This window comes from Cohnella kolymensis (assembly GCF_000829465.1).
In the GTDB taxonomy this organism is placed as follows: Bacteria; Bacillota; Bacilli; order Paenibacillales; family Paenibacillaceae; genus Cohnella; species Cohnella kolymensis.
In genome coordinates, this window is record NZ_JXAL01000023.1 from 87,816 (window position 1) to 99,805 (window position 11,990).

General features: G+C 53.1%; 10 protein-coding genes and 1 pseudogene. 10 read left to right on the forward strand and 1 reads right to left on the reverse strand.

The window, feature by feature from the left end; translation table 11 throughout:
- Positions 1–6 precede the first annotated feature (6 nt).
- From SD71_RS14660 to hflC, 4 genes are all read left to right on the forward strand, one after another.
- Positions 7–393, forward strand: coding sequence for a YraN family protein (locus tag SD71_RS14660; RefSeq protein WP_041064619.1), 387 nt, complete (start codon positions 7–9; stop codon positions 391–393).
- Positions 394–549: 156 nt separating this feature from the next.
- Positions 550–1,566: an FtsH protease activity modulator HflK gene (gene hflK / locus SD71_RS14665; RefSeq protein ID WP_082034269.1), complete on the forward strand. Its 1,017-nt coding sequence runs from the start codon at positions 550–552 to the stop codon at positions 1,564–1,566.
- Positions 1,563–1,826: an SPFH domain-containing protein gene (locus tag SD71_RS25635; protein WP_268747752.1), complete on the forward strand. Its 264-nt coding sequence runs from the start codon at positions 1,563–1,565 to the stop codon at positions 1,824–1,826. Before hflK ends, SD71_RS25635 begins: the two co-directional genes overlap by 4 nt.
- Complete coding sequence (gene hflC / locus SD71_RS14670; RefSeq protein WP_268747753.1) at positions 1,768–2,430, forward strand: protease modulator HflC; 663 nt, start codon at positions 1,768–1,770, stop codon at positions 2,428–2,430. The genes SD71_RS25635 and hflC overlap by 59 nt, the downstream gene beginning before the upstream one ends.
- Positions 2,431–2,507: 77 nt before the next feature.
- On the opposite strand, the gene SD71_RS14675 is transcribed toward hflC, so the two are convergent.
- Complete coding sequence (locus tag SD71_RS14675; RefSeq protein WP_041064622.1) at positions 2,508–4,064, reverse strand: YifB family Mg chelatase-like AAA ATPase; 1,557 nt, start codon at positions 4,062–4,064, stop codon at positions 2,508–2,510.
- Positions 4,065–4,449: 385 nt separating this feature from the next.
- Here SD71_RS14675 and sucC point away from each other — a divergent pair, with 385 nt between their 5' ends.
- The 6 genes and pseudogenes from sucC (at position 4,450) to hslV (ending at position 11,982) form a co-directional block, all read left to right on the forward strand.
- The gene (gene sucC, locus SD71_RS14680) at positions 4,450–5,610 is read left to right on the forward strand and encodes an ADP-forming succinate--CoA ligase subunit beta (protein ID WP_041064624.1); all 1,161 of its coding nucleotides are present in this window, start codon (positions 4,450–4,452) and stop codon (positions 5,608–5,610) included.
- Between the two features lie 31 nt (positions 5,611–5,641).
- Positions 5,642–6,567 (forward strand): annotated as a pseudogene (gene sucD / locus SD71_RS14685) (succinate--CoA ligase subunit alpha).
- A 154-nt stretch (positions 6,568–6,721) separates the two neighbouring features.
- Positions 6,722–7,843: a DNA-processing protein DprA gene (gene dprA, locus SD71_RS14690; protein ID WP_041064626.1), complete on the forward strand. Its 1,122-nt coding sequence runs from the start codon at positions 6,722–6,724 to the stop codon at positions 7,841–7,843.
- 58 nt (positions 7,844–7,901) lie between these two features.
- The gene (topA, locus tag SD71_RS14695) at positions 7,902–10,001 is read left to right on the forward strand and encodes a type I DNA topoisomerase (RefSeq protein ID WP_041064802.1); all 2,100 of its coding nucleotides are present in this window, start codon (positions 7,902–7,904) and stop codon (positions 9,999–10,001) included.
- Positions 10,002–10,023: 22 nt separating this feature from the next.
- Entirely contained in the window at positions 10,024–11,364 is a 1,341-nt protein-coding gene (trmFO, locus tag SD71_RS14700) for an FADH(2)-oxidizing methylenetetrahydrofolate--tRNA-(uracil(54)-C(5))-methyltransferase TrmFO (protein WP_041064629.1), read from the forward strand.
- A gap of 75 nt (positions 11,365–11,439) precedes the next feature.
- Positions 11,440–11,982, forward strand: a complete 543-nt coding sequence (gene hslV / locus SD71_RS14705; protein ID WP_041064633.1) for an ATP-dependent protease subunit HslV — start codon at positions 11,440–11,442, stop codon at positions 11,980–11,982.
- Positions 11,983–11,990: the final 8 nt, after the last annotated feature.

Consider the following 11,990-nt stretch of genomic DNA (forward strand, 5'->3'; position numbering starts at 1 on the left):
GAGACGATGCCGTTGAACTCACGTTCCCAATCGGGACCCAATCGCGCTGCAGTCGGCCGGGCAGGAGAAGAGGCGGCAGCCAGGCATTTGGCTGACCTGGGATATACGGTTATCGAGCGCAACTGGCGCTGCCGCTCCGGTGAAATCGATCTGATTGCGCATGACGGCGCAACCATCGTCTTTATTGAAGTACGCTCCCGGTCCAACCCGACACGGTTCGGAACCGCGGTCGAAGCGGTCAATGCCCGCAAATGCCGGCAGGTCAGGGAAGTGGCAGCCTATTATTTGCGGCAGCAGGCGGGTTTTGAGCGGTCCGTTCGTTTCGACGTCATCGCCGTTACATTCCTCCAAGACGGCATATCGGAAATCAAGCATCTGCCAGGTGCTTTTTAGCTCCTATATCTCCTGAAACCCGTTGCCGTGACAACGGGTTTTTTCATTGTAATAGACAGGCAAGTGGTAAAAATTATGAAACGAAACACCGGTGCTGCGCGTATCATTCCCGTAAGCGAAAATGGAACTGATGATCGCGGGGAGGCATACAAACGAATGGAACTCGTGCAATTGGAGAAAAAACCGCAACCACCTTACGGAGTACCGCCGGGTTTAATCAAAAAAATTCTTTTTGGAATCGGTGCGTTTATCGTCGTTCTGATCGGCTATTCCACTTTTTACACGGTTCAGGAGCAGGAGAGAGCCGCGATTCTTACCTTCGGTAAATATACCGGCGAGAGCACGGCGGGGCTGCACTTCAAGTGGCCTTACCCGATCCAGCAGGTGATTAAAGTGCCGGCGGAGCTGACACAGCATATCACCATCGGCTATAGACAGGAAGGGAGCAACATCACTCCGGTAGAAGAAGAAGCGATGATGATCACAGGGGACGAGAACATTGTATCGGCCGATGCGGTCGTACAATGGAAAATCAGCAATATCCGGGACTATCTATACAATATCGACGATCCGGAGCAATTTCTGCGCAATGCCGCCAGCTCGTCCATCCGTTCAGTGATCGGTTCAGAGAAGCTGGATTATGCGATCACGGACGGAAAGACGGAAATTCAGGACAAAGTGCGGGAGAAGCTGCTCGAGCTCCAAGGCAAGTACCAGACGGGCATGCAGATTATCGACATTAAATTCCAGGACATCGAGCCGCCGAGCGGTCAGGTTGAAGAGGCGTTCCGCGCGGTTACGAATGCACGTGAGGAGAAGAACACCAAAATCAATAATGCGGCCAAGTACCAGAATGACCGTATTCCGAAAGCGCGAGGCGAAGCGCAAGCTTTAATCGAGAACGCCGAAGGGCTAAAAAAGTCACGTATTCTTAACGCGCAGGGTGACGTCGCCCAATTCAATGCCATTTACGCAGAGTACAAAAAGAACCCCGGCGTCACACAAAGCCGTCTGCTCATGGAGACGCTTGAGAAAATCTTGCCTAATGCTAAAATCTTCATTTCAGACTCCAGCAGCGATACGGTGAAATATTTGCCCATCAACGAACTTCTGCGAAGCGGTGGAACTGCACCATCCGGAGCAGGTTCAGTGGAAGGAGGCGGGGCGAAATGAAAAAAAGGCTCATTATTGGCGTTGCAGCTTTCGTCCTGATCATCGTACTCGGAGCCGCTTCTTCTTTCATCGTAAAGGAAGGGCAGTACAAGGTTGTCCTGAAATTCGGAGAAGCGGTGAGGGTTGTGGAAGCGCCCGGCTTATATTTCAAAATTCCTTTTATCGAAAATGTGTCGACTCTCCCCAAGTATCAGATGACTTATGAAAGCAATCCAACCCAAATTCTCACAAAGGACAAAAAAACCGATCATCGTCGATAACTTTACGGTTTGGCGTATCGATAACCCGCAAAACTTTCTGAAAACCGCCAAAACGGTCGGAGTAGGTATTCAACGGATCGACGAAGCGGTATATAATACGGTTCGCCGTAAGCTGTCCGAGATCAATTACGATGCGATCATCAGCGAGAACACCGCACGAGGAAACATAAACGACGACATTACGAAAGATGTCGCTGCCGTATTAAAAAGGGATAATTACGGCATTGCAGTGATCGATGTCAGGATTAAACGCACCGATTTGCCGGAGGGCAACAAGCAGAGCGTGTATAACCGAATGATCTCGGATCGGCAGTCGATAGCCGCCCAATATTTATCCGAAGGCGATGAGGAATCGCGTAAAATAACATCCAAGGCGGATCGCACGGCAACCGAACTGCTTGCTCAGGCGCAGGCGGATGCCAAAAAAATCGTCGCGCAAGGCGAGCAGGAAGCGGCGCAAATATACAATGAAGCATACGGAAAAGACCCCGAGTTTTACAGCTTCTACCGGACGCTCGAGAGTTATGTCACAACGCTGCAGAACGAACCGGTCATCTTGATGCCGATCGATTCACCGTACACACGTATATTATTAGGAAAATAGAGAGCAACGGGTCCCGACAGGGGCCCGTTTGCAATTTCCCGTTGCAAAATAGTTACAAAACTACACGGCGATTTCAGTTACACCGCCGCTTCCGCAGTCTTGTCCAAGCAACGGTAGCTGACCGCTTCCGCCACATCCTCGGCCCGGATCTTTTCCCTTCCGGCCAGATCGGCGATCGTCCGCGACATCTTGAGGATCCGGTCATGCGCTCGGAAACTCAAACCAAGCTGCGAATACACTTGCTGCAAGAGCATCTCGGCGTCGGAAGCCATCGCGGTGTATTTTTTCAGCAGCGGACCTTGCAGCTCGCTGTTCCAGCTCAGCCCGTGCCTGGCGTAACGGGCTTTCTGGCGCGCAGAGGCTTCGTTCACCCTTTCCCGAGCCTGTGCGGAGGTTAAGCCGCTGTCTGATGCGGGACGAGCCAGCTGCCGAGGCAGTTCGACCTGCAAATCCATGCGGTCGGCAAGAGGCCCCGACATTCGCGCCCTATACCTGGTAATGGCGGAGAGTGAACATGTGCAGGGCCTGTCTTCAGCACTGCCTCCGGCAAAGCCGCACGGACAGGGGTTCATCGAAGCGGCCAGCATAAAGCGGGCCGGAAACCGGCAAACACCGCGGGCGCGGCCGATCGTCACTTCGCGATCCTCAAGCGGCTGGCGCAGCGCCTCCAAACAAACGCGTGAGAATTCCGGCATCTCATCGAGGAACAAGATCCCGTGGTGAGCAAGTGTCACTTCACCGGGGCTCGGGCCAGACCCGCCGCCGATCAGCCCGGCGGATGAAATCGTATGGTGCGGAGCGCGGAAGGTACGGCGGCGAATGAGCCCGGATTTGGCACCGCCCAATTTCCCGCACACGCTGAAGATTTTAGTGACGGTCAATGCTTCCTCATCATCGAGCGGCGGCATAATCGTGGGAAGCCGACGGCACAGCATCGTTTTGCCGGTGCCTGGCGGTCCAACGAACAGCAGGTTATGCATGCCCGCCGCAGCAATGAGCAATGCACGCTTTCCTTGCGTCTGTCCGATCACATCAGCCAGATCGAGTTCGCCTTCAAACGCGCTTGCCGGCCAGCCCGTAGAATCTGGCGTATCCACTGAACCGGCGCGTTCCTGCGAACCGTTTTTCTCCGAAAAGCCGTCAATCCACTCTGCGAGCGATGTAATTCCGATCACTTCAATGCCATGAATCAATCTTGCTTCCGCTACAGCGGCTTGCGGGACGATAATGCGTTTGATTCCCGCTTTGCGGGCCAGCTCGGTCATCGGAAGTACGCCGGGCACGCTGCGAACGGTGCCGTTTAACGACAATTCGCCGATAAATAGAGTATCCTCAAGCCTCGACGACTCCACTTGCCCGCTTGAACATAGAATCCCCGCCGCGATCGCAAGATCGAATGCGCTGCCCTGCTTGCGCAAATCCGCCGGAGCAAGATTGATCGTAACCCGGTCCATCGGAAACTTCATACCGCCGTTCTGAATGGCGGATCGCACCCGTTCGATGGATTCGCGGACGGCCGAGTCCGGAAGCCCGACCACGTTTACTTGGGGAAGCCCGGAACAAATATCCACTTCAACCTCGATAAATCTTCCTTCGACGCCCAGCACGCTTGCGCTCATTATTTTGACATACATAAAAAAACACCTTCCTCCGCCGTTGTCGAATCGCGCGGGAAAGGTGCTTCCTCTCCGAACCGTTCTATAGTTGAGTACAGTCTACATCGGGATATTCAAGCTTGTCAATGGCAGCTGTTTTTCTGGAGCTCATGCGTTTTTGATGCTAATGCCGTTCATGATATACTAAATTCATATGATTTTCCATCTCGGAATTAGATCAAATCATTGCCAAAATGAACTAAAAAATATATGAAAAAGGGAGGAACGGTTGGACAAATAGTGATACAATAGGAAAGGTTTTGTTACATTTTAGTTTAATGTTATGGCGGCTGCTAGCTTTTAAAGCATTGCGCTGCCATCAGTAGAAAGAGACATTGCGTGCAAAACGGGAGGATGCTCAATCATGAATATTCATGAGTATCAAGGCAAGGAAGTCTTGAGGCAGTACGGCGTCAACGTGCCCCGCGGCAAAGTGGCGTTTACGGCGGCTGAAGCGGTCGCCGCGGCTAAGGAACTCGGCAGCCCGGTTACTGTTGTAAAAGCTCAAATCCATGCCGGAGGACGCGGAAAAGCGGGCGGCGTCAAAATCGCCAAAAGCTTGGACGATGTGTCCAAATATGCGGAAGAACTGCTCGGCAAAGTTCTTGTCACTCACCAGACGGGACCTGAAGGCAAAGAAGTCAAACGCCTGCTCATTGAAGAAGGCTGCGACATCAAAAAAGAATATTACATCGGTGTCGTCGTTGACCGGGGTACCGGCCGCGTCGTCATGATGGGATCTGAAGAAGGCGGTATGGACATTGAAGAAGTCGCCGCTCATTCCCCTGAAAAAATCATTAAAGTGGTTGTAGATCCCGCTGTCGGACTGCAAGTGTTCCAAGCGCGCAAGCTCGCTTACGACATCCAAATTCCTGCAGAGCAGATCAACAAAGCGGTCAAGTTCATGATGGCGCTCTATAAAGCTTTCGAAGAAAAAGATTGCTCCATCGCGGAAATCAATCCGCTTGTCGTTACCGGCGGCGGAGATGTTATGGCTCTGGACGCGAAGCTGAACTTCGACTCCAACGCGCTGTTCCGCCACAAAGATATCGTAGAGCTTCGCGATCTGGATGAAGAAGACGCCAAAGAAATAGAAGCTTCGAAATATGATCTGTCTTATATCGCCCTCGACGGCAACATCGGCTGTATGGTTAACGGAGCCGGCCTTGCGATGGCTACGATGGACATCATTAAATACTACGGCGGCGAGCCGGCCAACTTCCTCGATGTAGGCGGCGGCGCAACGAAAGAGAAAGTTACGGAAGCTTTCAAAATCATACTTTCCGATGCTAACGTTAAAGGTATTTTCGTTAATATCTTCGGCGGCATTATGAAATGCGACATCATTGCCGAAGGCGTTGTCGCAGCGGCCCGCGAGCTCGGTCTCGACCGTCCTCTGGTTGTTCGTCTGGAAGGTACGAACGTAGCTCTGGGTAAAGAAATCTTGAACAAATCCGGCCTCAACATTGTGGCTGCGGATTCGATGGCCGACGGCGCGCAAAAAATCGTGTCGCTCGTGAAATGATTAGGGAGAACCTACCGGGGAGTGTAGAATCATGAGCATTTTAATCGATAAAAACACCAAGTGATCACCCAAGGCATCACGGGCGCTACGGGACTTTTCCACGCCAAAGGCGCCCTGGATTACGGTACGCAGATGGTCGGCGGAGTTACGCCGGGCAAAGGCGGCACGAATGTCGACATCACTTTGGAAAATGGCAGTAACGTTTCCCTGCCGGTATTCAACACGGTTGAGGAAGCGGTAAAAGCGACAGGCGCGACGGCTTCGGTCATTTACGTTGCTCCTCCTTTCGCCGCTGACGCGATCATGGAAGCGGTGGACGCCGAGCTTGATCTCGTTATCTGTATCACTGAAGGCATTCCGGTGCTCGATATGGTTAAGGTAACGCGCTTCATGGAAGGCAAGAAAACCCGCCTCATCGGGCCGAACTGCCCTGGCGTCATTACACCTGAAGAATGCAAAATCGGCATCATGCCGGGCTATATCCACAAAAAAGGCCATGTGGGCGTCGTATCCCGCAGCGGTACTTTGACGTATGAAGCGGTTCACCAACTGACGACGCGCGGCATCGGCCAATCGTCGGCAGTCGGAATCGGCGGCGACCCTGTGAAAGGTTCGGAGTTCATCGACATTCTCAAACTGTTTAATGAAGATCAGGACACCTACGCGGTTATCATGATCGGTGAAATCGGCGGTACGGCTGAAGAAGAAGCGGCAGAGTGGATCAAAGCGAACATGACGAAACCTGTCGTCGGCTTCATCGGCGGGGCCACGGCTCCTGCAGGCAAGCGGATGGGACATGCCGGCGCGATCATTTCGGGCGGCAAAGGCACGGCGGCCGAGAAAATTTCGGTGCTCGAATCCTGTGGGATCCGTGTCGCACCGACACCTTCCGAAATGGGCGCCACACTGGTCAGCGTGCTTGAAGAACGCGGACTGCTGGAAAAATGCAAAGGTTAATGTTATAGTTTCAGCATAGTTTTATGGGTAAGGCAAGCAGCCTTCCGCCCCCTCGGTTCGAGGGAGTGGAAGGCTTTTTGTTTTTTTAACGGAACTCAGTTCCGCTATCGTGACAGATCAACAAAAAAACATTTCCATTAAAGGAGATGCTCCTATGTCGAAACCCACCGCATTAATAAGAAATAACCTTGTGGCTTTACATGAAACGGAAGGCATCGGATGGTTAACGATTCAGCGAATATTCAACGCGGCAGCTATGGAGGATGCGCAGGCGAGAAGGGAAGCGGATTGGCGCGATTTAGGGCTGACACCCAAGCAGATCGCAGCTTTGATGAAGAACCTGCAGCCGGACGTTGCGGATTCCCGTATGACGCGTTATGAACGAAGCGGAATCAAGGTCTTAACGATTTTGGACCGTAAGTATCCGCGCCGTCTTCGCCAGATTGCAAGAGCACCATGGGTGATTTACTATGTTGGCCGGCTGGAATTGGCGGCTCGTCCGTCGGTTGGAATCGTTGGAACGCGTCTCGCTACATCTTATGGACGCCGCGTTGCAGAGGATCTGTCCGCAGCTTGCTCTGCACAAGGTCTTACAATCGTCAGCGGCTTAGCGCGCGGCATCGATACAGCCGCGCATGTCGGTGCGTTGAACAAAGCCGGCGGAACCGTGGCTGTGCTGGCAACACCGGTAAATATCTGTTATCCGGCAGAAAACAAACATCTGTACCGGGAAATAGGAGAGAAAGGACTCCTCATTTCAGAAACTCCGCCGGGCACGTCTTTGCATCCGGGATTGTTTCCGCTGCGTAACCGGATCATAGCCGGTCTTTCGCTCGGGGTAGTTGTCGTTGAAGCTGCCGAGGGGAGCGGCGCTTTGATCACTGCCGAAGATGCAACCAAGGCAAACCGCGATATTTTCGTCGTACCCGGTCCCATCACGTCTCCGCGGAGCCGCGGCGGAATGCTGCTGCTTCGACAAGGTGCCAAACCCGTTCTTGACGAGGAAGATATTCTGGAAGAGTACCGCAAACACCTGACCAAGTCGAACGACATACAATTTGATCCGAAAAACATTTTACACGCCGGGGATCCTCTCCTTCACCTCACTCCGGACGAGACCTCCATCTACAATATTTTACTGGATCAGCCCCGTTCCATCGAAGAGCTGGCAGCGGAATCCGGGATGACATTTGGACTTTTACACTCGGTTCTGCTATCTTTACTAATAAAAAGACGAATACACCAGCAACCCGGTTCTGTATATAATGTCCTCTGATAGAGCGAACACGGCTTAACAGCAGGAACTTGTCGACCGTAGGAGAGGAGGAATGGACGTGGCGGATTCACTCGTCATCGTAGAGTCGCCGGCTAAAGCCAAGACGATCGGAAAATATTTAGGCAGCAAATTTATCGTCAAAGCGTCCATGGGCCATATTCGCGATTTGCCGAAAAGCCAAATCGGGGTTGAAGTCGACAACGACTTTCAACCGAAATACATCACGATCCGCGGTAAAGGCAACATACTGAAGGAACTGAAAGATGCCAGCAAAAAGGTAAAAAAAGTGTATCTCGCAGCCGACCCCGACAGAGAGGGAGAAGCGATCGCGTGGCATTTGGCGCATTATTTGGAGATAGATGAGAAGGATGCTTGCCGCGTTGTTTTTAATGAAATTACGAAACAAGCGGTGAAGGATGCGTTCAAATCGCCGAGGCCAATAGACATGGATCTGGTCAATGCCCAGCAGGCGAGGAGAGTGCTTGACCGGCTCGTCGGTTACAAGATCAGTCCGCTGTTGTGGAAGAAGGTCAAAAAGGGCTTGAGCGCAGGCCGCGTGCAATCCGTAGCGGTGAAGCTCATCTATGACCGCGAGAATGAGATCAAAGCTTTCATTCCGGAAGAATATTGGAGCATCACGGCGCATTTTCTTAAAGAGAAAAGCAAGTTTGAAGCCAAATTTTTTTCCTTGAACGGGGATAAGAAAGAACTGAAAAGCGAAGCGGACGTGCAGGAAGTCCTAGCGCTGATTCAGGGAAAATCTTTCGTCGTGGGCGAAGTGAAAGAAAAGGAACGTCTGCGCAACCCTTCGCCGCCCTTTATTACCAGCTCGCTTCAGCAGGAAGCGGCGCGCAAGCTGAATTTTCGAGCATCGAAGACGATGCAGATTGCGCAGCAGCTGTACGAGGGCGTCGACCTGGGCAAACAAGAGGGCACCGTCGGACTTATTACGTATATGCGTACCGATTCCACCCGGATCTCGCCGGTAGCACAAGATGAAGCCAAGCAGTATATAGCGGAGAAATACGGCGACAAGTTCAACCCGGAAAGCCCGCGCGTCTATGCCAAGAAAAATGCCAATGCCCAGGATGCGCACGAAGCGATTCGTCCCACTTCCGTGCTGCGGACTCCGGATTCCATCAAGACGTTCGTCACGCGTGATCAGCTGCGTTTATACAAGCTGATCTGGGAGCGTTTCGTCGCAAGTCAGATGGCATCCGCCGTTCTGGACACGATGACCGTCGATTTGAACAACGGCCCGGTCGTTTTTAGGGCGAACGGTTCCAAGCTGAAGTTTGCCGGATTTATGAAGGTATACGTGGAAAGCAATGACGACGGCACGACGGAGGAAGATCGACTGCTGCCGCCGCTGGCGGCGGGAGACGGTGTGAACACCGACAGCATCGATCCGAAGCAGCATTTTACACAGCCGCCGCCGCGTTATACCGAAGCCCGTCTGGTCAAAGCGCTGGAGGAATTGGGAATCGGGCGTCCGAGCACCTATGCCCCGACTCTGGAGACGATTCAGAAGCGCTATTACGTAGCTATCGAAGAGAAGAAATTCGTACCTACAGAGCTTGGCGAACTCGTTATCCAGTTAATGGAGGAATTCTTCCCGGAAATTCTTGACGCGGAATTTACCGCACACATGGAAGGCGACTTGGACCATGTGGAGGAAGGCACGCAAGAATGGGTCAAAGTGATCGGCGAGTTCTACAAATCTTTCGAAAAAAGGCTGAACGTAGCTGAAGAACAAATGAAAGAAGTCGAGATCAAAGATGAGCCTTCGGATGAAGTTTGCGACAAATGCGGAAATCCGATGGTATACAAAATGGGCCGCTTCGGCAAATTTCTCGCCTGCTCCGGATTCCCGGACTGCCGCAATACGAAGCCGATTGTGAAGGACGTAGGGGTGCACTGTCCGAAATGCCCGGACGGACATATCGTAGAACGGCGCAGCAAAAAAGGACGCCTTTTTTACGGATGCGATCAGTACCCGGCTTGCGATTACGTATCCTGGGATAAACCGGTGCCGCAGCCTTGTTCGAACTGCGGCGGCTTGATGGTCGAGAAAAAAGTGCGAGGAGACGTGCAATGGCATTGCACCGTTTGCGGCCATACGGAGAATGCTCCGGAGACTGACGAAGCCGCAGAGTAGTGTTGTCAGGAGGTAATTTGTCTTGAATCCACATCCATCCGTGACGGTCATCGGCGCAGGTCTGGCCGGCAGTGAAGCCGCTTGGCAGATCGCCAAGCAAGGCGTTCCCGTCATTTTATACGAGATGCGCCCGGTGAAGCGCACACCCGCGCATCATACGGACCGATTCGCCGAGCTGGTATGTACGAACAGCTTGCGGGCGAACGGTCTGACCAATGCGGTAGGCGTTCTAAAGGAAGAGATGAGGAGACTGGATTCTCTCATCCTGTCCTGCGCCGACTTGCACGCGGTCCCTGCAGGAGGCGCTCTGGCCGTGGACCGTGAAGGCTTCTCCGGCGAAGTTACCCGCAGGCTGAGAGAGCACCCGCTCGTTACCGTCATCAACGACGAGGTAACGGAAATTCCGCAAGACGGCATTGTGGTGATTGCAACCGGTCCGCTCACTTCGCCCGAGCTGTCCGAGCAAATCAAGCGGCTGATGGGAGAACAATATTTCTATTTCTTTGACGCCGCGGCGCCGATCGTTGAGAAGGATTCCATCGACATGGAAAAAGTGTTCCTGCAGTCCCGTTACGACAAAGGTGAGGCAGCTTACTTGAATTGCCCGATGACCGAGCAGGAATTCGATGCTTTTTACGAGGCGCTTGTGACTGCGGAAACGGCGGACATTAAAGACTTTGAAAAAGAAATGTACTTTGAGGGCTGCATGCCCATCGAGGTGATGGCCAAACGAGGCAAGCAAACGGTGCTTTTCGGTCCGATGAAGCCCGTCGGCTTGACTGATCCGCGGACCGGCAAGCAGCCGCACGCCGTCATACAGCTTCGCCAGGATAATGCGGCGGGTACGCTGTACAACTTGGTCGGCTTCCAAACGCATTTGAAATGGGGAGAGCAGAAGCGCGTCTTTTCGCTTATTCCGGGCTTGGAGAATGCGGAGTTTGTCCGTTACGGCGTCATGCATCGCAATACCTTCATCAATTCTCCCAAGCTTCTTCTTCCCACGTACCAGTTCCGCCGGCGGGATACGCTGTTTTTTGCCGGACAAATGACGGGTGTAGAAGGCTATGTGGAATCGGCTGCTTCCGGGCTCATATCGGGGATCAATGCGGGACGCTTGGCAAGAGGCCTGGACCCCGTCGCGCTGCCTGCCGACACCACGCTCGGAAGCATGGCGCAATATATTACGACGGCGGATTTCAAGCATTTTCAGCCGATGAATGCAAACTTCGGGCTGTTCCCGCCGCTTGAGCACCGTGTCAGGAGCAAAAAAGAAAAGAACGAATCAATCGCGGCGCGAGCCTTGGAAAGTATCGATACATTAAGCGCGGAACTTCGGAGCGAGTCCGGCAGTGCCGCCCATTGAAGCAGCGGCAGCGTCTCACATGGAGCCGCTGCTTTGCCGCTTTATACCGTTTGTTTATTGAGGGAGGAATTATCCGTGGATATGAGCTTTCATGCGACGACAATATGCGCCGTGCGCCATAACGGCAAGGGAGCGATAGCCGGCGACGGCCAGGTGACATTCGGCAACAGCATGGTCATGAAAAGCACTGCCAAAAAAGTCCGTCGGCTATATCGGGGACAAGTCGTCGCCGGTTTCGCAGGATCTGTGGCGGATGCCATTACACTGTTCGAGAAATTTGAAGGCAAGCTGGAGGAACATCACGGTAATCTGCAGCGTGCAGCGGTGGAGCTCGCCAAGGAATGGCGTTCCGACCGCGTTCTGCGAAAGTTGGAAGCGATGCTGATCGTGGTGGATGCGACAGGCATGCTTCTGATCTCCGGCAACGGCGAAGTCATTGAGCCGGATGACGGCATCCTGGCGATCGGCTCGGGCGGAAGCTTCGCTTTGGCTGCCGCAAGAGCTTTGAAGCGTCATGCGCCTCATTTGGAAGCCAAAGATATCGCACGCTCCTCGTTGGAGGTAGCAGCGGATATTTGTGTGTTCACCAACAGCAATCTGGTTGTCGAAGAAGTTTAATAGGAGGG